The organism is Streptomyces sp. NRRL S-1022, from assembly GCF_000720135.1.
GTDB lineage: Bacteria > Actinomycetota > Actinomycetes > Streptomycetales > Streptomycetaceae > Streptomyces.
Genome location: NZ_JOIU01000031.1, coordinates 58,364 through 82,926 on the forward strand (window position 1 = coordinate 58,364; position 24,563 = coordinate 82,926).

Consider the following 24,563-nt stretch of genomic DNA (forward strand, 5'->3'; position numbering starts at 1 on the left):
CATCCCCCCACACCGCACCACAGGCACCACCGGCATCACAGCACCACCACCTCGCACGACCAGCACCACCGCACGCAAACGACCGCACACCGCACACCACGCACCGGCACCATCCGCACCGACCGGCCCCCGCCGGTCCGGCGCTCTGTCATGTCCTTTTCCGAGGTCCTGTGGGGGGATCTGCCCGATGGGCGCAACTCTGCGCGCGCTGCGCGCCCTTGTCCTGTTGCTCGGCTTCTATCTGCTGAGCCTCGTCCTGCTCGCCGCGCTGATCGGCGTCGACGTCCTCGTGTTCGGCTGGGGCCACGGACCGCTCACGGCGAAGGTCGGCTTCATCACGGTGCTGCTGGCCCTCCCCGTCGTCCGCGGCATGCTCATGCTGCGCACCCCCAAGGGCGACGACGGCCCCGGCATCCCGGTCACCGAGGCCGACGAGCCCCGGCTGTGGGCGCTGGTCCGGGAGCTGGCCGCGGCGGCCGGCACCCGCGCCCCCGACCGGATCCTGCTCACCGGCGAGGTCAACGCGTCCGTCAGCGAGAACCCGCGGCTGCTGGGCCTGTTCGCCGGCCCGCGCCGCCTCCACCTCGGCGTGCCGCTGCTGATCGGCCTGACCGAGGCCCAGCTGCGCTCCGTACTCGCCCACGAGTTCGGGCACTTCACCGGCGGCGACACCCGGCTGTCCGCGCTCGTCGTGCGCGGCCGCGTGCAGATCGGCCGGGTCATCGGCCAGTTCCACGCCGCGGCGGACGACAAGGTGGCCGCCGACCGGGCCCGGCAGGAGAAGGCGTCGGCCAAGCGGGTCGCCAAGGGCAAGAAGGCCAAGCAGGTCGACACCACCGGCGTCGGGGCGACGTACCGGGCGATGGCGCGGATCTACACCGCGTACGGCAAGTTCTACCTGCGCGCCTCGCTGTCCACCGCGCGCGGCCAGGAGTTCGCCGCCGACCTGACCGCCGCCCGGATCGCCGGACGGGACGCGACCGCGTCGGCGCTGCGCGAGATCCCGGTGCTGTCCGCCTCCCACGACTTCTACCTGGACAACTACGCCACCCTGGGGCTCCAGGCCCGGCTGCTGCCCCCGCGCGGCGAGTTCTTCGGCGGCTTCGGCCGGCTGCTGACGGCCCGTGAGCTGGAACTGGTGGACCTCCGCGCCGGGCTGCCGGAGGAGCCGGCGGGACCGTACGACTCCCACCCGCCCATCGCCGAGCGGGTACGCCGGATCGAGGCGCTGCCCGCCGACGGCCGCGCCGACGAGGCCAAGGGAACGGCGCTGGCCGTGCTGGCCGACCCGGCGCGCACGCTGGGTGCCCTGGAGGACGCCGTCCTCCTCGACGAGCTGCTCCGCCACCCGCGCGCCGCCGGCTGGCAGGAGCTGCTGGACGCCTCGATGTCCGCGGGCCTGTCGGCGGCGCGGACCCCGCTGCACCAGGCGCTGGCCGGGTACACCGGGCAGCCGGCGACGCTGTCGGCGCTGCTGGACGTCATCGACGACGGCCGGCTGTGGCGGCTGGCGGAACAGCTGCCGCTGTCGGAGGAGGCGGCGGCCGCGAAGGGGCGGGCGTTCCGCGAGTTCGTACGGCCCGTGCTGCGCCGCTCGCTGCGCACCATGGTGCTGGCCGAGTTCAGCTCCCGTTCGCTGCTGCACTGGGAGTTCTCCTGGACCCGCCCGGCGACCGTGCGGCTGCCCGGCTGGGGCTCGGAGACGGAGGAGGACGGTCCCGAGGCGGCGCTGGAGCAGGCGGTGGACGCGGCGCTCGCCGACCACCCCGACACCACGGCGCTGCGGGCGCTGCTGCCACCGGCGACCCAGCCCGCCTGACGCCCGCCGCCCCGCGCACCGGGCAGCCCCGCCGGCTCCTCACCCCGCCCCTGCTCCTGGTCCCCACGCCCCGCCGCCGTCCCCCGAGAAGGAAACGAACCCACCCCGATGACCGTCCTGTTCTGGATCCTGGGCATCCTGGCCGTCCCCACGCTGATCTTCGTGCTGTGGCTGGCCTGGGTGTTCCTGAAGGAGCTCTTCCACCCGACCCCCGACGACGACGCGGAGGCGGCGGAGGCCGCCGAGACCGCGCGGGCCGCGGAGAAGCTCGGTCTGCTGCCCGCCGAGCGGCAGGACACCGGCCTCGCCGCGCCCCTGCCCGCGGAGTGGACCACCGTGCTCGCCGCGGTGCGCGGCGGCGACTGGAAGCCGGCCGCCGACCTGCTCGCCGCGGTCGGCCGGGACTGGGAGCGCCGGTCCATGGTCGCCTGCCTGCTGGCCGAGTGCGCCGCCGAGGAGGACTCCTGGCTGCTGGCGTGGGAGGCCGTACGCCGGGACGACCCGGACGCGGCCGTGGTCCGGGCCCGCAGCACGGTGATCCTGGCCTGGAACCTGCGGGGCGGCAAGAAGGCCCAGTACACGACCAGGGAGCAGTTCGACGCCTTCCACCGCACGCTGGCCGGTGCCCGAGAGGAGATCGCCCGGGCGGCGGCGCTGAACCCGGACGACCCGACGCCGTACGTCGCGGAGATCTGGGTGGCGCTGGGCCTCGGCTACCCGAACGCCCGGATGGACAAGGTGTGGGAGGAGATCACCGCCCGTGCCCCGCACCACTACGAGGCCCACTTCTCCGCGTTGCAGTACTGGTGCGCCAAGTGGCGCGGTTCGGAGCGGCTGGCCACCGAGTTCGCCGAGCGGGCGGCGGCCGGCGCGCCGCTGGGCAGCCTGCTGACGGCGCTGCCGCTGATCGCGCACTTCGAGCACGACGAGTCGGACGACACCGAGGCCGACAACACGCCGCAGATGCTGGCGCGGGTCGACGCGGCCCTCGCGGACGCGGCGGCGGCCGACCCGTCCCACCCACGGCTGCCGGAACTGCGCCACCTGCTGGCGTACTACCTGCACCTGCAAGGCCGCAACGAGGCGGCGCTGGAGCAGTTCAAGCTGGTCGACGGGCATGTGAAGGCGCTGCCGTGGCGCTACCGGGGTGACGTCGCCGGGTACTACTGCCAGGTCCGCGACACCGTGGTCCGGACGGTGACGCAGACCGCGCCGGCGGCCGTCTGACCCGGTAATTCGGGCGACGGCGCCGGTGGCCGCCCCGTAGATTCGCCCTTCGGCCGGAAAGCGGAGGCTGAAGGGGAGGGCATGGGAAGTCCGGTGTTTCTGATCGGTGGCGGCTGGGACCGCGCCGAGGTGTACGAGCCGTTCCTGCGCGAGGTGCGCGGGGAGCGGCGGGTCGGGTGCCTGGTGCTGGACGAGGGGGACGGCGCCGCGCAGTCCGAGCGGTACGCGGTGGCGCTGCGCGCGGCGGACCCCGGGTGTGTGCCGGTGCCGCTGCTGGTGCCGCTCGGCGGCCGGTTCGAGCCGGAGGCCGTGCTGGACGGGATCGACGGGCTGCTGGTGTGCGGCGGGCTCACGCCCGCGTACCAGGACGCGCTCGCGGACTGCCTGGAGCGACTGCCGGGGCTGCTGGCGGCGCGCGGCCTGCCGTACGCCGGGTTCTCCGCCGGGGCCGCGATGGCCGCGCGGCGGGCCGTGGTCGGCGGGTGGCTGGTGGACGGGGTGCCGGTGTGCCCGGAGGAGACCGGCGAGGACCTGGCGGAGGTCGAGGTACGGGCGGGGCTCGGGCTGGTGCCGTTCGCGGTGGACGTGCACGCGGCCCAGTGGGGGACGCTGCCACGGCTGGTGGCGGCGGTCGCGCGGGGCGAGGTGCCGTACGGGGCCGCCGTGGACGAGAACACACTGCTCGCGGTGGACGGCGACAAGGCCCGGGTGGCCGGCTCCGGCCGGGTGCACGTGGTGTGGCCCGCGCCGGACGGGGCCGTCCTGGTGCGCGCGTACGGCGCCGGCGAGGGCTTCGGTCTCGGCTAGCACCCCGGACGGGCGCGGGGAACGGCGCGAACGGCAACGACGCACCCGCACCCGCACCGGGCAGACGCCCCGCAGCAGACACACGATCCGCCGCGGGTACACGATCCGCCGCGGGCCGTAGCCCGCCAGGACGACGGCCCCGTAGCACTACGGCCCGGCAGCACTACGGCCCTGCGACCCGGCAGCACTACGGCCCGGCAGAGGTACCCCCGCAGAGCTACGGCCCGGCAGGACCGCAGGTCAGATCGTGGCGGTGTCGATGACGAAGCGGTAGCGCACGTCGCTCGCCAGCACCCGCTCGTACGCCTCGTTGACCTCGGCCGCGCTGATCAGCTCGATCTCGGCGCCGATGCCGTGCTCGGCGCAGAAGTCCAGCATCTCCTGGGTCTCGCGGATGCCGCCGATCATGGAGCCGGCGAGCGTCTTGCGGCCGCCGATCACCGAGAACAGGTTGAGCGCGATGGGCTCCTCGGGCGCGCCCACGTTCACCAGGGCGCCGTCGACCTTGAGCAGCGACAGCAGCGCGCCGAAGTCCATCGGCGCCGACACGGTCGAGACGATCAGGTCGAAGGTGCCGGCCAGCTCCTCGAAGGTCTTCGGGTCGCTGGTGGCGTGGTAGTGGTCGGCGCCCAGCTTGAGGCCGTCGTCCTTCTTGCGCAGGGACTGGGACAGGACCGTCACCTCGGCGCCCATGGCGTGCGCGATCTTGACGGCCATGTGGCCGAGGCCGCCCAGGCCGACGACGGCGACCTTCTTGCCGGGGCCCGCGTTCCAGTGGTTCAGCGGGGAGTACGTGGTGATGCCCGCGCACAGCAGCGGCGCGGCCACGTCCAGGGAGAGGCCGTCGGGGATGCGCAGGACGTAGTTCTCGTCGACGACGATCTTCTCGGAGTAACCGCCGTAGGTGGGCTCGCCGTCCTTGCCGACGGCGTTGTAGGTGCCCACCATGCCCTTGAGGCAGTACTGCTCCTCGCCACGCAGGCAGTTCTCGCACTCGCGGCAGGAGTCGACCATGCAGCCGACGCCCACCCGGTCGCCGGCCTGGAACTTCGTCACGCCGGAGCCGACCTCGGAGACGACGCCGGCGATCTCGTGGCCGGGGACCATCGGGAAGACCGCCTCGCCCCAGCCCTCGCGCGCCTGGTGGATGTCGGAGTGACAGATACCGGCGAACTTGATGTCGATCAGGACGTCGAACTCGCCGACCGCGCGTCGCTCGATGGTCGTCCGCTCCAGCGGGGCCTTCGCGGCGGGCGCGGCGTACGCAGCAACAGTGGTCATGCCGGTGAATCTCCTAGCGGGGGGTCGCGCACCCGGCTGCCTTCCGCCGGGCACGGCATCCAGCGTGCCCCGCGAAGGGCCGCTCACCCAGACCACGCCTTTGCGTACGACTGCCGTGCCTACCACTGGCGGGGTCAGGCTGGCCTGCGTACGACCAGGTTTACTGGACGTATGGACAACAGGGACGAGCAGCCGGACGCGACATTGGCCGCCGGCCGGCCCCTGGACCGGCGGGCGGAGCTGAGCGAGTTCCTGCGCAGCAGGCGGGCCCGGCTGCAGCCCGAGGACGTGGGTCTGGCCCCGTTCGGGCGGCACCGCCGGGTGCCGGGGCTGCGCCGCGAGGAGCTGGCGCAGCTGGCCGGGGTGTCGGTGGCGTACTACACGCGGCTGGAGCAGGGCAACGGCAGGAACGTGTCGGCGGAGGTGCTGGACGCGATCGCGCGGGCGCTGCGGCTGACGGACGCCGAGCACGCGCACCTCACGCATCTGGCGAAGCCGAAGGCGCACAAGAAGAAGCCCGCGGCGCGGCAGCAGCAGGTGCGGGGGGCGCTGCGGCAGCTGCTGGACTCGCTGGACGGGGTGCCGGCGTACGTCGTGGGCCGGCGGACGGAGATCCTGGCCTGGAACCGGATGGCGGCGGCCGTCTTCGGTGACTGGGCGGAGCTGGCGCCGGCCGAGCGGAACTGGTCGCGGCTGGTCTTCCTGCGCCCGGACTACCGGGAGCTGTTCGTGGACTGGGAGCAGAAGGCGATCGACATCGTCTGCGCGCTGCGGATGGACGCGGGCTGCTATCCGGACGATCCGCGGCTGTCGGCGCTGGTGGGCGAGCTCTCCGTGAAGAGCGAGGAGTTCCGCCGGCTGTGGGCCACGCACGACGTCAAGGAGAAGAGCCACGGCGTCAAGGAGCTGCACCACCCCCTGGTGGGCGACCTGGCCCTGCACTTCGAGAGCTTCCGGCTGACGGACGGCTCGGACCAGTCCCTGCTCACGTACCACGCCGAGCCGGGCTCCCCCTCCGCGGACTCCCTGCGGCTGCTGGCCAGCTGGGGCACGGACGCGAACCGCGCCGCCACGCGGTGAGGGGCACACCGGAGGCTGTCCTCCGGTGTGCCCCTCACCTGGGAGCGCTACGGCCTACTTGCCGAAGTACGCGTTGTGGATCGTGATCTCCGACGTGTTGCCCTTCTTGTCGGTGATCTTGGCGCGGAACGAGACCGCCTTGTTCCTCGCCGGGTTCTTCACGGTGATCCTGCCGTTCTTGACGGTGACCTTCTTGAAGTTCTTGCCGTCGTAGGAGACGTAGACGGCGAGGGACTTCAGGTTGCCGCCGGCGGCGGAGCCCTCGACGGTGACCGGGAAGGTGACCGTCCGGCCCGCCGCGACCCGGCTGTCCAGGCCGGTGGTGGCACCGAAGCGCAGGGACGAGGCGGGCAGCTGGACGAAGTCCGCGGTCTTCTTGGAGCGGAAGGTCCAGGCCGCGTCGATGCGCGTCGAGGCCTCCGCGACCTTCGCGGACCGCTTGACCGAGGTGGTCAGCTTGTACGCGGCGTCACCGGCCGGCACCTTGAAGGGCTTGTCGCCGAACAGCGGGTCGGTGCTGGAGCCGACCTTGGTGCCGTTGCGGTACAGCGTGGTGTTCACCGAGGTGAACTGCGAGTACCCGTTGTGCCGGGCGGAGTCGGCGACCAGCGGCAGCGCACCGAAGATCTCGTCGCCGTCGCGGAAGATGCCGAGGCCCTTGGCGACGTGCGGGCCGAAGACCGCGGTGTTGACCGTCTTGGTGTAGGTCCGGCCGGCCTTGAAGGCGAACTGGCCGAGGGCGTAACCGGCGTCGTAGACCGGGAAGCCGTCCTGGTCGACCCCGCCGTCCTGCTGGAACTGCAGCTGCCACTGCACGCCGCCGGTGGCGGACAGGTGCAGGGTGCGGGTGCCGGGCAGGTTCTGCGGGATGGTGATGGAGGAGGCGCCGGAGCTGCCGGGCAGCCAGCCCACCGCGTCGACCGAGCCCTTCTTGCCGTGGGCCGCCGCGCCCATGCGGACCTTCACCGTGGCCAGGTCGCCCGCCTTGTAGTGCTTGGTGTAGCCGGTGGCGAGCTGCTTGACCGGGCCGCCGGAGGTGACGTCGTACTCCTCGGTCGCGCCCTTGCTCCAGTGGCCGTCCCACTGCTGGCTCAGCGAACCGGCCGGCAGCTGCGGGCCCAGGTGGGCGGTGCGGAAGCCCTTGTACGTGTCGAGGAACCAGCCGTAGCCGTACTGGCCGTCGCCGATCGTGACGTCGAACTCCGGCGAGGCGAACCGGGACTTCACACCCGAGGCCGGGAGGGTGATGTCCACGGGCTTGGCCTTGCGCGCGTCGATGGTGATCGTCTGCTTCTTGCCGACGGTCAGCTTCGGCTGCGCGATCCAGTCGATGCCCTTGGTGGCGTCCTGCGGGTCGGCGTAGACCGAGCTGTTCAGGATGTACGTGCCCTTGGGCGCGCGCACCTTCACCGTGCCGGACTTGTCGTACGGGTTCAGCCACAGGCCGCCCGCCAGGCCCCCGACGCCGCTGAGGTCGGCGCCGTAGTTCGGGGTCGGCTTGCCGTCACGGCCGACGAACTTCAGGGTGACGTCGTAGGACTCCACCTCGCGCTGCACCGCGGCGGCCGTGCGGACCGTCTGGCCGCCGCCCGTCGCCGTCACGTACGCGGAGTAGGCGCCGTCCAGGGTGCCGCCCAGCTTGGTGTCGACGGTGAGGTCGGCCGAGGCCGTGCCGTGCGCCGGTACGGTCACCGTCGTCGCGCCGAGCTTGAAGAAGCCCGCCGGGGCCGCCGCGCCCTTGGGGCCGGTGCCGGTGCTGGACAGGGTGAGCGTGACGTCCTTGTCGCCCAGGTTGCGGTACGTCACCTTCTTGGTGACCGGCTTGTCGTCGGTGTGCGGCCACTGCTGCACGCCGAAGCTCACCGACACCGGGTCGGCGACGATCGACTGCTTGATCGCCTTGTCGACCTGGATCCGGCCCGAGCCCTGCTGGAACGGGGTGTACTTGCCGCCCTTGGTGGAGCCGGTCAGGGCCCCCTTCAGCTCGGCGTAGCCCCAGTCGGGGTGCTCCTGCTTCAGGATGGCGGCGGCGCCCGCGACGTGCGGGGTGGCCATCGAGGTGCCGGAGATGGTCAGGTAACCCTCGGGCTTCTCGCCGACCTCCTGGTCGATGACGCTGCCCTTGGCGGCGGCGGCGGTGATGTCCACGCCGGGCGCGGTGACGTCCGGCTTGATGGCGCCGTCGCCGGTGCGCGGGCCGGTGGAGGAGAAGTCGGCGAGCTTGTCCTGCTTGTCGACGGCGCCGACGGTGAGCGCGGCGTCCGCGCTGCCCGGCGAACCGATCGACTGGGGTCCCTCGTTGCCCGCGGCGATCGCGAACAGGACGCCCTTCTCGGCGGAGAGCTTGTTGACCTCGGCTTCGAGCGGGTCGACCTCGGGGGTGTCGTAGCCACCGAGGCTGAGGTTGATGACGGAGGCGCCCTGGGAGGCCGCCCACTCCATGCCGGCGAGGATGCCGGAGTCGTCACCGGAACCGGTGTCGTCCAGCACCTTGCCGTTGAGCAGCTTGGCGTCCGGGGCCACACCCTTGTACTTGCCGCCCGACTTGGCGCCGGTGCCCGCGACGATGGAGGCGACGTGCGTGCCGTGCCCGAAGTGGTCCTTGGCGTCGGCGGCGGCGGTGAAGTTCTTGGACTCGACCACCTGGTCCTTCAGGTCCGGGTGGCTGGTGTCGACACCGGTGTCCAGCACGGCGACCTTCACGCCCTTGCCGGTGTAGCCGGCCTTCCAGGCGGTGGGTGCGCCGATCTGCGGCACGGACTTGTCGAGCGAGGCCTTGCGGACCCCGTCGAGCCAGACGTGCGCGATACCGGAGGCGGTGCGGTCGCCGTTGGTGACGGCGTCCCAGAGTTCGGCGGTGGCCTCGACCGGGGTCTGCACGGCGTCCGCGTTGAGCGTCTTCAGGCTGCGGCGCAGGGTGCCCGCGTCCCGGACGTCGGCCTTGGCGGCGGTGGCGGTGCCGCGGTAGCCGACGATGACCTTCAGGCCGTTCTTCTGGGCCTTGCGGGTGGCGGCCTTGTTCAGCTCGGTGACGTCGAACAGGCGCTGGTCCAGCGTGCCGGAGGCGACCAGGCGGGCCGCGTCGGCCGGGACGACCAGCGTGTGTCCGCCGGCCTTGCGGACCTGGAAGGGTATGTGCTCGCGCCCCTTGGCCCGCTCCAGGCCGACGACACGGCCCTTGGCGTCGAGGGCGACCCGGTCACCGGTGATGAGCGTGACGTGGTGCTTGCCGGTGACCTTGGCGGCCGCGGTGGCGGCCGTCGAGGTGCGCGCGGTCTTCGCCGACGCCGGGCTGGTCATACCCGCTGCGAGGGCGACCGCTGCGGCCGTTGCCACGGTGGCCGCAGCTGCTCTTTTCACTTGTCTGCGCAAGTTCTCCCCCTGGAGATGAGGTACCGGGCGAATTCCCCGTTCACCCGGTCGGGGGTGGACTCGCACGCATGCACGCCAACCCCCCGGATCCCGCAGTATGCCGGGGGGTGATCAGACGGCTCAATAGATGAGAAGAAGGTGAGAAAGCGCATCCCGGAACTGTTACGAGCCGGGCGGGACACCGTTACAGAACCGCGAAGTCCTTTGCGTTCCACCGGTGTTATACGCCTTCGGCTCGCGGGGGAAAGTCCCGGGGACAGCCCGGAAAACACCGGTGCCGCCCCTGGGGGCGGCACCGGGAGAGAGCTGGGAGGGGGCTCGTCAGACGGCCGAACCGGCCTTCCACTGCGCCCAGTCCATGTTCCAGCCGTTGAGGCCGTTGTCCGGCGAGACGGTCTTGTCGCCGGTGTGCTGGACGACCACGACGTCACCGATCAGCGAGTGGTTGAAGAACCAGGCCGCCGGCGTGCCGGGGTCGTTGGCACCCTTCTTGTCCTGGAGGCCGACGCAGCCGTGGCTGGTGTTCTCGTTGCCGAACACCGAGGAGGCGCCCCAGTAGTTGCCGTGGATGAAGGTGCCCGAGGTGGTCAGGCGCATGGCGTGCGGTACGTCCTTGATGTCGTACTCGCCCTTGCCGTCGGAGTCCTTGAAACCGACGGTGGCGCCGTTCATGCGCGTCTCCTTGAACTTCTCCGATATCACCATCCGGCCCTCGTACGTCTTCTTGTCGGGGGCGCCGGCGGAGATCGGGATGGTCTTGACGACCTTGCCGTCCTGCGTGACCTTCATCTGGTGGGTCTGCGCGTCGACGTAGGAGACCTGGTTGCGGCCTATGTGGAAGGTGACCGTCTTCTGCTGGACGCCGTGGACGCCCGCCGCGCCCTCGACCCCGTCGAGGGCCAGCTTCAGAGTGACGGTGGAGCCTTCCTTCCAGTACTCCTCCGGCCGGCAGTCCATGCGGTTGGCGTTGAACCAGTGGCAGGCGACCTCCTGGCCGCTGCTGGAGCTGACCGTGATGCCCTTCTGCACGGCCGCCTTGTTGGTGATCGCCTTGTCGAAGTTGACCGACACCGGCATGCCGACGCCGACCGTCGAGCCGTTGTCCGGGGTGAAGGAGCCTATGAAGCTGTTGGCCGGGGAGACCGTGGTGAAGGAGGCGTTCTCGTGGGCTATCCGGCCCTCGGAGTCCTTGGCCTCGGCGGCGAGCTTGTAGGTGGTGGAGCGCTCCAGCTGGACGCTGGGCTTCCAGCTCTTCTTGTCGGCGGACAGCTGACCGGCGACGGCCTTGCCGTCCTGGGTGGTCATGGTGACGCCCGTCAGCGTGCCCTTGCTCACCGCGACGACGGCGGAGTTGTTGATCGAGGCGTTGTTGGAGCCGTCCTTCGGCGTGATCGTGATCTGCGCCTCCGACGACTTCTTGGCCGCCGCCTCGTCGACCTTGGCCTGCGAAGTGTCGCCGCCACTGCCGGAGCCGTCGGCGTCACCGCCGGAACAGGCCGTCAGCACCAGCACACCGCCGAGCAGAGCGGACGCGGCCGTCAGGCGCCGGCGCCGCTTACTGTCCGTCATCACAAGCTTCTCCATCGTTGCGAGTCGCGATAACCCCGAGAGTCCCCGTCGAGAACCTTCAACGCTACGGCCGGGCCGCCCCGTTCCACAGTCCGTGCATCTGTGGGGCATCCCACGTCCGCTGAACGCGGTCGCGGGTGCCGCGGGCTCCGGTCCGCGCGTCCCCCCTGGGACGACGAAACCCCGGACGGCGGTTGCCGTCCGGGGTCGCGGGTGCCCCGGGACGCTCAGCCGATGCCGTCCTCTTCCTCGTCGTCCGCCCCATCATCCTCGTCCAGGTCCCAGTCGGGCGAATCGGGGTCGTAGTCGATGCGTTCGCTGGACCAGGACGCCTGCTGGAGCTCCACCCCGGGCACCTCGCCGACCAGGTCGAACGGGTCCACGAGGTAGGCCAGGGCCTCGGCGGTGTCCTCCGTCACAGCACCCTCGGCGTGGGCCCGCTCGTCCTCGGGCAACTCCGGATCCTCGGCGATCCGGCGCAGCGCGGCCTTGGCCACCGCGTCGTCGTCGTGCACTTCCAGCACCAGCTCCACGCGAAGCCGTACAAACCGTGATGTCTCTTCTGTACTCATGGCGGGAGCGTACGACTGAAACCTCCCGTGACTTTCCTGTGACCCGCGCCTTTCACTAACATCGCCCCACACGGCCAATTCGCCAGCTGCACAAGGGGATCGATATTCCGTGTCATCCGTTCGCCGTCCGCTGCTGACCGCCACCGCCGCGGGCACCCTGCTGTGCGCGCTGTGGTTCGTCCCGTCCGCGAACGCCTCGCAGGACGCCCCGGCGAGAGGGACGGCGGCCACCTCCAGCTCGCCGCGGGCCGAACAGGTCACGCAGGCCAGAGTGGTGACGGCGACGGCCGCGGAGTCCGCGGACGAGGCGGCACAGGCCGAGCTGGCCGACACGGGAAGCTTCGACACCACCCCGTATGTCGTCGGCGGCAGCCTCTTCCTCGCCGTGGGTGCCGGTTTCGTGGTGTATTCGGTGCGCCGGGAACGCCTGGGCTTTTAATTTTTCTTGACGAATCCTTGACAGCGGTCACATAGTTCGCCCATGAAGAGATCATCGGGCGTGCGGCTGTGCGCCACCGCAGCTGTGAGCGCGTTGTCGCTCGCCCTCGTCACGGGTTGTGGCGGCGAAGGTGCGAAGGACTCCGGGAACGGTTCGGGCAAGGACGCGGCGAAGCCCGCCGCGAAGGCGCTGAGCGCCGCCGAGTTGCAGAAGCTGATCATCGCCCAGGGCGACGTGCCCGGGCACAAGGTCGGTGCCGTCGAGGGCGGTGTTCCCGACAAGAGCAAGGTGAAGGCCGGCGACACCCGGTGCGAGCCGGTGCTCCGGGCGTTCACCGGCATCGCGCCCGGCGACCCGGCGGCGCACACCAGCCGCATGGCGACGGAGGAGAAGAAGGCCCCAACGGGCGACTCCACGTCTCCCGAGGACCTGGAGAACGGCAAGTTCGAGGACGCGCTGGGCAAGTCCATGGACCTGGACGTCACCGTCGTCACCCTGGCCTCGTACGACGGGGACGGCGCCGAGCAGGGCCTGAAGGCGGTCTCGGACGCGGTCAAGGCCTGCGCGGGCGGCTTCTCCGGCGAGCAGGCGGGCGAGAAGGGCAAGTTCACCAAGGTCGCCGAGGAGAAGTCCTCCGGCACCGGTGACGCGTCGGTGGCCTTCACCGGGACGAACGACGCGGGCAAGGACGGCACCCTGCCGCTGCACGCCGAGGTCGTGCGGCACGGCAGCACCCTTGCCGTGTACACCACGATCAACATCGGCGCGATGATGAGCAAGAAGGCCTACACGGTCTCCGCTCCGGTCGTGAAGGCGCAGGCCGCCAAGCTGAAGTGACGTTTCGTCCGGTATGGCGTCCGTCCGACGTGACGTCACGTCCGCGGCGTCGAGGGGCCCCGGCCGGTGTGCCGGGGCCCCTTCGCGTTCACCGGAGCGGGCCGGTGACCTTCTCCACGGCCGTCACGAGGTCGCCACCGCGCACGAACGCGTCGGCGGCGGCCAGGTCGGGCGCCAGGAAACGGTCCGGACCGGGGCCCTGCACGCCCGCGGCCCGTACGGCCTCGATGACGGCCCGGGTGGCGGGTGCCGGGGTGAGGCCCTCGCGCAGTTCGACGGCGCGGGTGGCCGCGTACAGCTCGATGGCGATGATCCGGGTGAGGTTGTCGACGGCGGTGCGCAGCTTGCGCGCGGCCGACCAGCCCATGGAGACGTGGTCCTCCTGCATGGCGGAGGACGGGATGGAGTCCGCGGAGGCCGGTACGGCCAGCCGCTTCATCTCGCTGACCAGCGCGGCCTGCGTGTACTGGGCGATCATCAGCCCGGAGTCGACGCCGGCGTCGTCCGCGAGGAAGGGCGGGAGCCCGTGGCTGCGGTTCTTGTCCAGCAGCCGGTCGGTGCGGCGCTCGGCGATGGAGCCGAGGTCGGCGGCGGCGATGGCGAGGAAGTCCAGGACGTACGCCACGGGCGCACCGTGGAAGTTGCCGTTGGACTCCACGCGGCCGTCGGGCAGCACGACCGGGTTGTCGACGGCGGAGGCCAGCTCCCGCTCGGCGACCAGGCGGGCGTGCGCGAGGGTGTCGCGTCCGGCGCCGGCGACCTGCGGGGCGCAGCGCACCGAGTAGGCGTCCTGGACCCGGGGGGCGTCGTCCTGGTGGTGGCCGGTGAGCTGCGAACCCTCCAGCACCGCCAGCATGTTGGCGGCGGAGGCGCCCTGGCCCGGGTGCGGGCGGATGGCGTGCAGCTCGGGCGCGAGCACCTTGTCCGTGCCGAGCAGCGCCTCCAGGCTGAGGGCGGCGGTGACGTCGGCGGACTTGTAGAGGGTGTCGAGGTCGGCGAGGGCCATGACCAGCATGCCGAGCATGCCGTCGGTGCCGTTGAGGAGGGCGAGGCCCTCCTTCTCGCGCAGTTCGACGGGCTGGATCCCGTGTTCGGCGAGCAGCTCACCGGCGGGCCGCACGGTGCCGTCGGGGCCCTCGGCGTCGCCCTCGCCCATCAGCGTGAGGGCGCAGTGGGACAGCGGGGCCAGGTCGCCGGAGCAGCCGAGGGAGCCGTACTCGTGCACGACCGGGGTGATCCCGGCGTTCAGCACGTCGGCCATGGTCTGCGCGACCTCGGGCCGCACACCGGTGTGCCCGGAGCAGACGGTCTTGAGCCGGAGGAACATCAGGGCCCGTACGACTTCGCGCTCGACCCGCGGCCCCATGCCGGCGGCGTGCGAGCGGACGATGTTGCGCTGCAGCTGGGCGCGCAGTTCCTGGCTGATGTGCCGGGTCGCCAGCGCGCCGAAGCCGGTGGAGACGCCGTAGACCGGGTCCGGCTTGGCCGCCAGCGCGTCCACGATCTCCCGGGCCGCCGCGAGGGCCGCCACGGCTTCGGCCGACAGCTCGATGCGGGCACCGCCGCGCGCCACGGCGAGAACGTCGGACGCCGTGACACCGGACGTCCCCACCACCACAGTGTGCATATCCATATTCAGGAGCGTACGCATTGAATGCGGTGATGTCACTAGTGGGAACCGGGGGTGACCCTTACCGTGCGGTGTGGGCTTCGCCTCACGGCCGGCGGCCGCGGAACCGGCGCCGCTCCGCCCGCGAGGGCGGCGGCTGGTCGGCCAGCCGCACGACCGGATCGTCCGGCCCCTCCCGGCCGGCCACCACCGGCCGGTCCAGCCGGGTGGCCTTGGCCCGGTACTGGGCGGCGTCCGCGAGCCGGAACAGCCGCCGGGCGTCCCGCACCTCCCCGATCGGGTCCTCGGTCGAGGCGACCCCGCACGCCACCCCCTCCCCCAGCTCCAACTCCCCGGCCCGGCGGCACAGTTCGTCCGCGGCCTTCACCACGTCGTCGGCGGCCGGCCCGACCGCGAGCAGACAGAACTCGTCCCCGCCGAGCCGCGCGGACAGCGCGCCCGGCACCATCGCGCCGCACAGCGACAGCACCGAGCCGAAACGTTCCAGCAGGCGGTCGCCGACGGCGTGCCCGAGGGTGTCGTTGACCCGCTTGAGCCCGTTGAGGTCGCAGACCACGAGACTCACGACGACGCCCTCCGCGCGGTGCCGCTCGACGGCCTCCTCCAGGCGTACGTCCACGGCCCGACGGTTGGCGAGGCCGGTCAGGGCGTCGGTGAACGCGAGCCGGCGGGCCTCCTCCAGCCGCTCGGTCTGCGCGATGCCCGCGGCGACCACGGCCGCGAGCACGGTGGCGAAGTCGGCGTCGGCCCGCGCGAAGAGCGGCTCGCCGGCCGCGCGCGCCACGTACAGCTCGCCCCAGGCGCGGCCGTGCAGCACGACGGGGGCGACGACACAGCAGCCACGGCCCCGCCGGCGCAGGGCGGCGACGCGCTGGTGGAAGTAACCGGGGTCGCCGGCGGCCGTCCCCTCGGCCGTCTCCACCCAGGCGTTGGGGCCGCCGCCGCCGGCCCAGCGCTCGTGCAGGAACTCGGTGATCTCCGGGAACTGGTGCACCGGGTAGGTCTCGGCGTCCGGGAACTCCTCCTCGTCCGGGGCGCGGTCCCCGACGTTCACGAGGACCCGCAGCCGGCCGAGTTCCCGCTCCCACACCGACAGCGCGGCGAAGCTGCCGTCCAGCGCGTGGCAGGCGCCGAGGGCGGCGGCCTGCCAGCACTCCCGCGGGGTGCGGGCCGCCGCCATGCCCTGCGCCAGCGTCACGACCGCGGTCAGCCGCTCGTCCTCGCCCATTACTCCAGATTAGGGAGGAATGGGTTGTTTGGGGCTGTGGGTGCGGCGATCAGGTGGCGGACCCCGGTGCTCCGCCGGGTGCGGGGGTGGCTCGGGGCCGTTGCCGGTACGGGGGTGGGTGCGGGTGCGGGGCTGGGGGTGAGTGCGGTAGCGGGTGCGTTGCGGGGGTGGGTGCGTAGGCGGCCCGGGATCGTTACCGGGTGCGGGGCGCTGTGGCTCGGCTGTGTGTCCGGGGCCGCGGACCAGCGCCGGGTGCGGGGGCGCTGGGGCCGGTCGCGTGCGGCTGTGTGGCCGGGGCCGCGGACCAGCGCCGGGTGCGGGGGCGCTGGGGCCGGTCGCGAGCGGCTGTGTGGCCGGGCCCGCGGACCAGCGCACGGGACGGGGGCACCGGGGCTGGTCGCGCCGTTCCCCGCACCCGTCCTGGGCGCCGCTACTCCCCCGGCCACTCCGGCCTGCGCTTCTCGTTGAAGGCCGCCACGCCCTCCGCGCGGTCGCCGGAGAAGGCCACCGAGCGCCATGCCGCGTCCTCGACCTCCAGCCCGGCCCGCAGGTCCAGCCCGTGCCCCAGCCGCAGCGCCCGCTTCGCCGCCCGCAGGCCCACCGGCGAGTTCCCGGCGATGCGCTGCCCGAGCGCCAGCGCCTCCTCGCGGTCCCGGCCGGCCTCCACCAGCCGGTCGACCAGCCCGAGCCCGGCCGCCTCCGCCGCCTCCACCCGCCGCGCCGAGAAGATCAGCTCGGCGGCGCGGGCCGCGCCGACCCGCCGGGGCAGCAGCTGCGTGCCGCCGCCGCCCGGGATCACGCCCACGGACACCTCCGGCAGCCCCACCACGGCCGTGGCGTCGGCCACGATCAGGTCGCAGGACAGCGCCAGCTCGAAACCGCCGCCCAGCGCGAAGCCGTGCACCGCCGCGACGGTCGGCATCGGCAGCTCCAGCACCCCGGTGTACGCGGCCCGCGCCACCGGCCGCTGCCGCCCCAGGTCGGCGTCGGTGAAGGAGTTCCGCTCCTTCAGGTCCGCGCCCACGCAGAACGCCCGCTCGTGCGACGAGGTCAGCACGACCACCCGGGCGTCCCGGTCGGCGGCGAGCGCGGCGCACGCGCCCGCGAGGGACCGGGCCATCTCCGTGGAGACGGCGTTCATCGCCTTGGGCCGGTCCAGCACCAGCTCAGCGACGTGCCCGTGCCGCCGCACCAGCACGAACTCCCCGAACCGCTCCTCGCTCATGACACCCCTCCGGTTAACGCGGGTTAACTGACCGTCGGCCCGATCATCGCAGCCGATGCCCCTTCCGGGAAGCCCGGGGCGCTCCGCCCGTTCGCCCGTTCGAGTGACATCCCGGCCGTCTCGGCGCAGTTCGCCCACACGAGCGCATAGCGTGCGCCACGGCGCGCCCCGGGCGCGCGGCGGGGAGGGAACCCATGACACCACCGATACCTGGACGGTCCGCTGCGGCACAGGAGCGCGCGCCGGGGAGTGCGCCGGGCGTGCGGCGCGGTCGGCACCGCAAGCCCCGTTCCCGCAAGGTGCTGCTCGCCGCCGGCGGTCTCGCCCTGGCCGCGGGGGTGCTCAGCCTGGTGCGGGTGGCCCCGGACGCGGGGGTCGGCGCGTCCGGCACCGCGGAGGCGGAGCCCCGGCTCGGTCCCGGCGGCCGGGCCCCGGACGGCTCCGCGCACACCTCGGCCACCATCGCCGCCGCCCGCACCGCGCTGCCGTCGGCGACCTCCGTCATGGGCGGCCGCAGCCTCGCACCGACGCCCACCGGGTCCGCCGCCCCCACCGCACCGGTTACGGCAGCGGGTACGGCCACGGCGCCGCCCGGCCCCACCCCCGTACCGACCGCTCACGCGACCGGCGCCCCGGGCACACCCGGCGGTACTACAGGCCCCGCGCCGACGGCGTCAGCCCCGGGTCCGGCACCGACGAGCCCCAGTGCGACCCCGGCCCCCACGCCGAGCCGGAGCACGGCGGAGCCCCGTCCGGGCGGGGTGTGCGTGCCGGTGATCGGCCTGTGCGTGGACGTTCTCGGCGGCCACGGGGGATAGCGGACGGCGGTTACGGCCGGCTGTCGCGGCGGGCGAGCAGCCACGGCTCGACCACGCCGAGCCCGCGCACCGGGCGCTGCCACATCGGCTGGAGCGCGAAGCGGTACGTCGGCGGTTCCTCGCCCTCCTTCTCGGCGGCCGCCGCGGCCTCCGCCGCCTCCGCCTCCGAGGCGGGCGCCTCGCCGGTACGGATCAGCTCCTCGGCGAAGGCACTGTCCACCAGGACGGCGTCGCGCGGTGCTATCGAGGTCAGCCGGGAGGCCAGGTTCACCGTCGTACCGAACACATCGCCCATACGGGTGGTCACCGTGCCGAACGCCATGCCCACCCGCAGCTCGGGCATCGTCTCGTCGTTCGACAGCGTCTCCACCAGCCGCAGCGCGATGTCCGCGGCCGTGCCCGCGTCGTCCGCGGCGTACAGCACCTCGTCGCCGAGGGTCTTGATGAGCCGGCCGCCGCGCGCGGCGACCAGGTCGGCGGCGGTCGTCTCGAACGCCTCGACCAGTTCGCCCAGCTCCTCTTCCTCCATACGGCGGGTGAGGCGGGTGAAGCCGACCAGGTCGGCGAAGCCGACGGCGAGGCGCCGGTCGACCATCTCCTCGTCGTCACCCGTCTGCACGACCCGGCCGGCGGAGGCGGCGAGCTGGCGGCGCCAGACGTAGACGAGGAACTCCTCAAGCTCGGGCAGGAGCAGCTCGACGATCGGGTACGTCACCTCGGTGCGGGTCATCCCGGGCTCGGGGGGCTCGGTCAAGCCCTCCAGAAAGGAGTCGATCTGCCACTCGGCCAACCGGGCGGTGGTCTGCCCGGTGGACCGGGCCACCTGCACCGCCATCGCCTCGCTCAGCAGGCCCGCCTCCACGAGGCCGGCGAGCCGGCGCAGGGCGAGGACGTCGGCCTCCGTGAGGGCCTTGGCCTGGCCGATGTCCGCGAAGCCCATCGCCCGCCAGAAGCGGGACGCCAGCTCCATGGAGACGCCGGCGCTGCGGGCGGCCTGGAACGGGGTGTAGCGGCGCTCGGCGCCCAGGATGAGCTGTTCGAGCCGCAGGGCCAGCGGGTCCTCGCCGGTGTCGGCGGCGTGGGGGTCCCCGCCAGCGCCGGAGCCCGTGTCGTCGACGGTCACGCCTGCTGCCCTTCCGATCTGCCGCGGTCAGGTATCGACCGCGCTCAACTCTACGGCAGGTGTGCGCCAGCTCACTCCGTTGGGTTGGGCCGGGGGGGTGCTCGCCGGTACCGGTCACTTACCGGCGTCGCCGCCGCGGCACCCGGGGGCCAAGCCCCTCGGCCCAGGCCCAGGGTTCCCACCCTCCGACACCGACCACAGACCCACCGCGGCCACTCGCGCAGTCCCCCGCGCCCCAAGGATCTACACCCAGCCACGCCACACACAGCACCGGCGCAGCCGCACCGGCCAAGCCCCGGGCCCCACCCACCAACACCGACCACAGACCCACCGCGGCCACTCGCGCAGTCCCCCGCGCCCCCAAGGAACTACACCCAGCCACGCCACACAGCACCGGTGCAGACCCGGACGCCCTGGCCGTCGGCACCGGCCTCGCGCCCCTAGGGCGTATGGCGCCGCGGTCGCCGACGGCGGGAAGGGGACGGGTCGGGGGGTGTCCGCCCGCAGCGGTTGGCGCGTCGACGCCGGGACTGCTCGGCCGACCGATTCCGCGCCGTTCCGAGGACGGACACCCCCCGGCGCGGCCCCGACCCCCAGCCCTCGCCCGGCGCTCCGCACGCCCCCACCCAGCCGGAGAGGCGCCGCAGGCATCCCCACACACGGGCCGCAGACGGACGACGCGCCCAGCCCGCACATCCGCAGCCGCAGCCGCAGCCGCAGCCGCAGCCGCAGACAGGCGATGCACCCACCCGACGCAGCGCAGCCGCAGACACAGACGGGCGACGCCCCCCGACGCAGCGCAGGCGCAGCCGCCGACGCAGGGTTACGCCGGGCGCAAGTGGACGATGTCGCCCGCGCCCACCGGCTCCTGTACGCCCTCCTTCGTGGCGATGATCAGGCGGCCGTCACCGTCCAGGGCCACGGCCTCGCCCACCACCGCCCGGTCCCCCGGCAGCTCGGCCCGCACCACGCGGCCGAGCGTGGCACAGCCGGCCGTGTAGGTCTCCTGGAGGCCGCTCACCGAGGGGTCGCCGCCCGCGGCCCGCCACCGGCCGTACCAGTCCTCCAGCGACCGCAGCACCGCGCGCAGCAGCGGATCCCGGTCCGTGCCCAGCGCCCCGGCCAGCGCGAGGGAACCCGCCTGCGGGACGGGGAGTTCGTCCGCGCGCAGGGTGACGTTGATGCCCACGCCGACCACGATCCCGTCCTCCCCGGCCCGCTCGGCGAGGATCCCGCCGGCCTTGCGCTCCTCCCCGCCGACGGTCACCAGCAGGTCGTTCGGCCACTTGAGCGCCGTGTCGACGCCCGCCGCCCGGGACAGCCCGGTCGCCACCGCCACCCCCGTGAGCAGCGGCAGCCACCCCCAGCGGGCCACCGGCACCTCGACGGGCTTGAGCACGACGGAGAAGAACAGACCCGAGCGCGGCGGCGCGGTCCAGCGGCGGTCCAGCCGGCCCCGGCCGGCCGTCTGTTCCTCCGCCACCAGCACCGCCCCCTCGCCCGCCTTCCCCGCGGCGGCCCGCGCGGCGAGGTCGGAGTTGGTGGAGCCGGTCCGCTGCACCACCTCGATCTCCCGGTACAGGCTCCCCTCCCGGACCAGCCCGCGCCGCAGTGCCACGGCGTTCAGGGGCGGACGGTCCAGGTCGGACCAGCGGCTGTCGTCTGATGGATTCTGCGGCGTCATGCAAGCCACCCTAGGTGTGGTAAACGACGCACTGCTGATCCGTAGGGCCGCCACTACTCTACGGATGAGTAACCGTCCCCCCTTTTGAGCAGGCAGGGAGCCGCATCCCGATGTCCGAGCCGGAAGAGATCGACATTCACACGACCGCGGGCAAGCTGGCGGATCTCCAGCGCCGCATCCACGAGGCGACGCACGCCGGCTCGGAACGCGCCGTCGAGAAACAGCACGCCAAGGGCAAGCTGACAGCCCGTGAGCGGATCGAACTTCTGCTCGACGACGACTCGTTCGTCGAGCTGGACGAGTTCGCCCGGCACCGTTCCACCAACTTCGGGCTGGAGAGCAACCGGCCCTACGGGGACGGCGTCGTCACCGGGTACGGAACCGTCGACGGCCGACCGGTCGCCGTGTTCTCCCAGGACTTCACCGTCTTCGGCGGGGCACTGGGCGAGGTCTACGGCCAGAAGATCGTCAAGGTCATGGACTTCGCGCTGAAGACCGGCTGTCCGGTCGTCGGCATCAACGACTCCGGCGGCGCCCGCATCCAGGAGGGCGTCGCCTCCCTGGGCGCGTACGGCGAGATCTTCCGCCGCAACACCCACGCCAGCGGAGTGATCCCGCAGATCTCGCTGGTCGTCGGCCCCTGCGCGGGCGGCGCGGTCTACTCCCCGGCCATCACCGACTTCACGGTCATGGTCGACCAGACCTCGCACATGTTCATCACCGGCCCGGACGTCATCAAGACCGTCACCGGCGAGGACGTCGGCTTCGAGGAGCTGGGCGGCGCCCGCACCCACAACACCGCCTCCGGCGTGGCCCACCACATGGCCGGCGACGAGAAGGACGCCATCGAGTACGTCAAGCAGCTGCTGTCGTACCTGCCGTCCAACAACCTCTCCGAGGCCCCGGTCTTCCCGGAGGAGGCGGATCTCGCCGTCAACGACGAGGACCGCGAGCTGGACACCGTCGTACCGGACAGCGCCAACCAGCCGTACGACATGCACACGGTGATCGAGCACGTCCTGGACGACGCCGAGTTCTTCGAGACGCAGGCCCTGTTCGCGCCGAACATCCTCACCGGGTTCGGGCGGGTCGAAGGACACCCGGTGGGCGTGGTCGCCAACCAGCCGATGCAGTTCGCCGGCTGCCTCGACATCACGGCGAGCGAGAAGGCCGCCCGCTTCGTGCGGACCTGCGACGCCTTCAACATCCCGGTGCTGACCTTCGTGGACGTGCCCGGCTTCCTGCCCGGCGTCGACCAGGAGCACGACGGCATCATCCGGCGCGGCGCCAAGCTGATCTACGCCTACGCCGAGGCCACCGTCCCGCTCATCACCGTCATCACCCGCAAGGCCTTCGGCGGCGCGTACGACGTCATGGGCTCCAAGCACCTGGGCGCCGACCTCAACCTGGCCTGGCCCACCGCCCAGATCGCCGTCATGGGCGCCCAGGGCGCGGTCAACATCCTGCACCGCCGGACCATCGCCGAGGCGGAGGCGAGCGGCGAGGACGTCGAGGCGGTCCGGGCGCGGCTGATCCGGGAGTACGAGGACACCCTCCTCAACCCCTACGTCGCGGCCGAGCGCGGCTACGTCGACGCCGTGATCATGCCGTCCGACACCCGTGCCCACATCGTGCGCGGCCTGCGTCAGCTGCGCACCAAGCGGGAATCCCTGCCCCCGAAGAAGCACGGCAACATCCCCCTGTAGGTCCCCAAGTCCTGCCGACCCTGGGAGCGGTCATGAACATCAAGGTCGTACGAGGCAATCCGACCCCGGAGGAGCTGGCCGCCGCCCTGGCGGTGGTCCGCGCCCGCGCCGCGGCGGCAGCGGCGACGCCGTCCGGCGCACCGGGCCCGAGGGACGCGTGGTCCGACCCGTCGAGGATCGCGGCGGCCCGGGTCCCCAGCCCGGGTCCGGTGTCCTGGACCCGTACGTACTGGCCGAGCTGACGGAATCCGTCCCCGCCGGGCGCCAACTTGAGTAGCAGTACTCAGGCGCCCGGCCCGGCACCGGCCGCACGCTGGACGAGTGCTGTGGTCAGACCCCGAAGACGAGCCGCCGAAAGAACTGCGCGACATGCAGAACATGCTTCGGCGGCTCGGCCTCCTCATGGCTCTGGCCATGTTCCTGATCATGCTCGTGATCGGGCTGAGGTGAGCCGGGCGGCCCGGCCTGACTAACCTGACCGCATGACTGCCACACACCGCAGGCGACTCGTGCTCGCCTCCCAGTCCCCCGCCCGGCTGGCCCTGCTCCGGCAGGCCGGCCTCGACCCCGAGGTGATCGTCAGCGGTGTCGACGAGGACGCCGTCACCGCGCCCACCCCGGCGGAGCTGGCGCTCGCCCTGGCCGAGGCGAAGGCGTCGGTCGTGGCGGCGAAGCCGGAGGTGCAGGGCGCCCTGGTGATCGGCTGCGACTCGGTGCTGGAGCTGGACGGGCAGGCGCTCGGCAAGCCGGCCGACGCCGAGGAGGCCACCGCCCGCTGGAAGTCGATGCGCGGGCGGGCCGGTGTGCTCCAGACGGGCCACTGCGTGTGGGACACGGAGGCCAAGCGGTACGTGTCGGCGACCGCCTCCACCGTCGTCCGGTTCGGCGAGCCCAGCGACGAGGAGATCACCGCCTACGTGGCCTCCGGGGAGCCGCTGCACGTCGCCGGCGCGTTCACCCTGGACGGCCGTTCGGCGCCGTTCATCGAGGGCATCGACGGCGACCACGGCAATGTCATCGGCATCAGCCTGCCCCTGGTCCGCAGGCTCCTCGCGGAACTGGGCGTGGGCATCACGGAGTTGTGGTCCCCGGAACGGTGATCCGGGCGGGGACGGAGTCCTGGGGCTCCTCGTCCCCGTCCTGCGGTTCGTCCGTACGGCTCACCGGCGCGCCCGCGCCGGCCGGGGCCGCGCCCGGCTCCGCCCGCGCGGCCGGCGCCCCGTCCCGCCCCGGCACGCCGTCACCGGCCGCCGGGCTCTCCGGGCCACCCGTACGGTCGTACGTCATCAGGAGCAGCACGATCAGCCCGAGTACGACCACCATGAACAGGAACGCCGTCCAGCCGACCAGGCCCCAGGCGAACGCGCCGAGCAGACCGTGCACGACGGCCGCGCTGATCAGCAGGACGCGGCCGACGCCGGCCGGGGCGCGGTCGCGGACCGCGACGAGCACCGCCACCAGGGCGCACAGGGCGAAGTAGAGGCCGAAGACCACCCCGCCGGCCTTCGAGGACGTCGACATGACGTCCGGGTCGAGGCCGGCCAGCGACATGTCCTGCCGGTCGACGACCACTCCGAGGAACCAGTTCAGCGCGGCGATGAGGACGGCCTCCGCCAGGAGGACGACCGCCACGACCCATGCCACCGGTCTGCGCACCACCAGGCCCCACCCACTCTCACACCGACAGCCTGTTACCCCGGGTTCGTTCCAGACAGCGCGAACGCTACTAACGGGTAAACCGGGGGACAAGGGTTCGGGCCGCAGCAAAGAATCATTGGGCCATTCGTAGGGACTCGACAAAGAATCAGAGTGGGCCGCAGCACGCCCTTACAGAGACCTTGGCCACATGACAGGGCTAGGGTTTTCCGAAGGAGTCCTGCGTACCGCGGTGCGACAAGGGCTTTCGCGGGTCGAGCGCGCCTCGTATCACGCTCCGTGTGGGCAAGCTCACCACTGGGGACGGGTCGAAGTGCCGTGTCGGCAGTCCCTAAACTCGGCTTGTTTCAAGGAGGGAGCCTCAATCGTGCGCAAGGTGCTCATCGCCAACCGTGGCGAAATCGCTGTCCGCGTGGCCCGGGCCTGTCGGGACGCCGGGATCGCGAGCGTGGCCGTCTACGCCGACCCGGACCGGGACGCCCTGCATGTC

The 24,563-nt window shown here is 72.5% G+C and carries 21 protein-coding genes and 1 pseudogene; 12 read left to right on the top strand and 10 right to left on the bottom strand.

Features of this window, described 5'->3' with window-relative positions; all coding sequences use genetic code 11:
- The first annotated feature begins 187 nt into the window (after positions 1–187).
- The 3 genes from IG05_RS0135025 to IG05_RS0135035 all read left to right on the top strand — a co-directional run bounded on the left by IG05_RS0135025 (position 188) and on the right by IG05_RS0135035 (position 3,853).
- Positions 188–1,819, top strand: a complete 1,632-nt coding sequence (locus IG05_RS0135025) for a M48 family metalloprotease (RefSeq protein ID WP_030348118.1) — start codon at positions 188–190, stop codon at positions 1,817–1,819.
- 108 nt (positions 1,820–1,927) lie between these two features.
- Entirely contained in the window at positions 1,928–3,046 is a 1,119-nt protein-coding gene (locus IG05_RS0135030; protein ID WP_030348119.1) for a hypothetical protein, read from the top strand.
- Positions 3,047–3,127: 81 nt separating this feature from the next.
- A complete protein-coding gene (locus IG05_RS0135035; RefSeq protein WP_030348120.1) occupies positions 3,128–3,853 on the top strand; it encodes a Type 1 glutamine amidotransferase-like domain-containing protein in 726 nt (241 codons plus the stop codon).
- Between the two features lie 240 nt (positions 3,854–4,093).
- Here IG05_RS0135035 and IG05_RS0135040 read toward each other — a convergent pair whose 3' ends face one another.
- Positions 4,094–5,134, bottom strand: coding sequence for an NAD(P)-dependent alcohol dehydrogenase (locus tag IG05_RS0135040; RefSeq protein WP_030348121.1), 1,041 nt, complete (start codon positions 5,132–5,134; stop codon positions 4,094–4,096).
- Between the two features lie 171 nt (positions 5,135–5,305).
- Here IG05_RS0135040 and IG05_RS0135045 point away from each other — a divergent pair, with 171 nt between their 5' ends.
- A complete protein-coding gene (locus IG05_RS0135045; protein WP_030348122.1) occupies positions 5,306–6,214 on the top strand; it encodes a helix-turn-helix domain-containing protein in 909 nt (302 codons plus the stop codon).
- Between the two features lie 54 nt (positions 6,215–6,268).
- On the opposite strand, the gene IG05_RS0135050 is transcribed toward IG05_RS0135045, so the two are convergent.
- From IG05_RS0135050 to IG05_RS0135060, 3 genes are all read right to left on the bottom strand, one after another.
- Entirely contained in the window at positions 6,269–9,514 is a 3,246-nt protein-coding gene (locus tag IG05_RS0135050) for a S8 family peptidase (RefSeq protein WP_051790590.1), read from the bottom strand.
- 393 nt (positions 9,515–9,907) lie between these two features.
- Positions 9,908–11,155, bottom strand: coding sequence for a L,D-transpeptidase (locus IG05_RS0135055; RefSeq protein WP_030348124.1), 1,248 nt, complete (start codon positions 11,153–11,155; stop codon positions 9,908–9,910).
- A gap of 227 nt (positions 11,156–11,382) precedes the next feature.
- Entirely contained in the window at positions 11,383–11,727 is a 345-nt protein-coding gene (locus IG05_RS0135060) for a hypothetical protein (RefSeq protein WP_037815263.1), read from the bottom strand.
- A gap of 109 nt (positions 11,728–11,836) precedes the next feature.
- Here IG05_RS0135060 and IG05_RS0135065 point away from each other — a divergent pair, with 109 nt between their 5' ends.
- Together IG05_RS0135065 and IG05_RS0135070 are read left to right on the top strand one after the other, a co-directional pair.
- On the top strand, positions 11,837–12,166 hold the full coding sequence (locus IG05_RS0135065; protein WP_030348126.1) for an LAETG motif-containing sortase-dependent surface protein: 330 nt from the start codon (positions 11,837–11,839) through the stop codon (positions 12,164–12,166).
- A gap of 42 nt (positions 12,167–12,208) precedes the next feature.
- A complete protein-coding gene (locus tag IG05_RS0135070; RefSeq protein ID WP_234336151.1) occupies positions 12,209–13,003 on the top strand; it encodes a hypothetical protein in 795 nt (264 codons plus the stop codon).
- An 88-nt stretch (positions 13,004–13,091) separates the two neighbouring features.
- Here the strand turns inward: IG05_RS0135070 and hutH are convergent, their stop codons facing one another.
- From hutH to IG05_RS0135085, 3 genes are all read right to left on the bottom strand, one after another.
- On the bottom strand, positions 13,092–14,630 hold the full coding sequence (hutH, locus tag IG05_RS0135075) for a histidine ammonia-lyase (RefSeq protein ID WP_030348128.1): 1,539 nt from the start codon (positions 14,628–14,630) through the stop codon (positions 13,092–13,094).
- A gap of 88 nt (positions 14,631–14,718) precedes the next feature.
- On the bottom strand, positions 14,719–15,861 hold the full coding sequence (locus IG05_RS0135080) for a GGDEF domain-containing protein (RefSeq protein ID WP_030348129.1): 1,143 nt from the start codon (positions 15,859–15,861) through the stop codon (positions 14,719–14,721).
- Positions 15,862–16,291: 430 nt separating this feature from the next.
- Entirely contained in the window at positions 16,292–17,086 is a 795-nt protein-coding gene (locus IG05_RS0135085) for an enoyl-CoA hydratase/isomerase family protein (RefSeq protein WP_030348130.1), read from the bottom strand.
- Positions 17,087–17,346: 260 nt separating this feature from the next.
- Here IG05_RS0135085 and IG05_RS48065 point away from each other — a divergent pair, with 260 nt between their 5' ends.
- Complete coding sequence (locus tag IG05_RS48065; protein ID WP_158839081.1) at positions 17,347–17,904, top strand: hypothetical protein; 558 nt, start codon at positions 17,347–17,349, stop codon at positions 17,902–17,904.
- Between the two features lie 10 nt (positions 17,905–17,914).
- Here IG05_RS48065 and IG05_RS0135095 read toward each other — a convergent pair whose 3' ends face one another.
- Both IG05_RS0135095 and IG05_RS0135100 read right to left on the bottom strand, forming a co-directional pair.
- Entirely contained in the window at positions 17,915–19,027 is a 1,113-nt protein-coding gene (locus tag IG05_RS0135095; protein WP_030348132.1) for an adenylate/guanylate cyclase domain-containing protein, read from the bottom strand.
- An 823-nt stretch (positions 19,028–19,850) separates the two neighbouring features.
- Positions 19,851–20,711, bottom strand: a complete 861-nt coding sequence (locus IG05_RS0135100; protein WP_030348133.1) for a biotin--[acetyl-CoA-carboxylase] ligase — start codon at positions 20,709–20,711, stop codon at positions 19,851–19,853.
- 110 nt (positions 20,712–20,821) lie between these two features.
- On the opposite strand from IG05_RS0135100, the gene IG05_RS0135105 reads away from it, so the two are divergent.
- The 4 genes from IG05_RS0135105 (at position 20,822) to IG05_RS0135120 (ending at position 23,517) form a co-directional block, all read left to right on the top strand.
- Positions 20,822–22,417, top strand: a complete 1,596-nt coding sequence (locus IG05_RS0135105; protein WP_030348134.1) for an acyl-CoA carboxylase subunit beta — start codon at positions 20,822–20,824, stop codon at positions 22,415–22,417.
- A 32-nt stretch (positions 22,418–22,449) separates the two neighbouring features.
- Positions 22,450–22,659: an acyl-CoA carboxylase epsilon subunit gene (locus tag IG05_RS0135110; protein ID WP_030348135.1), complete on the top strand. Its 210-nt coding sequence runs from the start codon at positions 22,450–22,452 to the stop codon at positions 22,657–22,659.
- 79 nt (positions 22,660–22,738) lie between these two features.
- Complete coding sequence (gene mmpB, locus IG05_RS50080) at positions 22,739–22,867, top strand: morphogenic membrane protein MmpB (protein ID WP_267883333.1); 129 nt, start codon at positions 22,739–22,741, stop codon at positions 22,865–22,867.
- Positions 22,868–22,899: 32 nt separating this feature from the next.
- Positions 22,900–23,517, top strand: a complete 618-nt coding sequence (locus IG05_RS0135120; RefSeq protein WP_030348136.1) for a Maf family protein — start codon at positions 22,900–22,902, stop codon at positions 23,515–23,517.
- Positions 23,518–23,599: 82 nt separating this feature from the next.
- Here IG05_RS0135120 and IG05_RS0135125 read toward each other — a convergent pair.
- Positions 23,600–24,076, bottom strand: a pseudogene (locus tag IG05_RS0135125) (hypothetical protein); the annotation flags it as partial.
- Between the two features lie 364 nt (positions 24,077–24,440).
- On the opposite strand from IG05_RS0135125, the gene IG05_RS45985 reads away from it, so the two are divergent.
- Positions 24,441–24,563: biotin carboxylase N-terminal domain-containing protein (locus IG05_RS45985; protein WP_146166841.1), on the top strand; the 123-nt coding region annotated here is incomplete at its 3' end.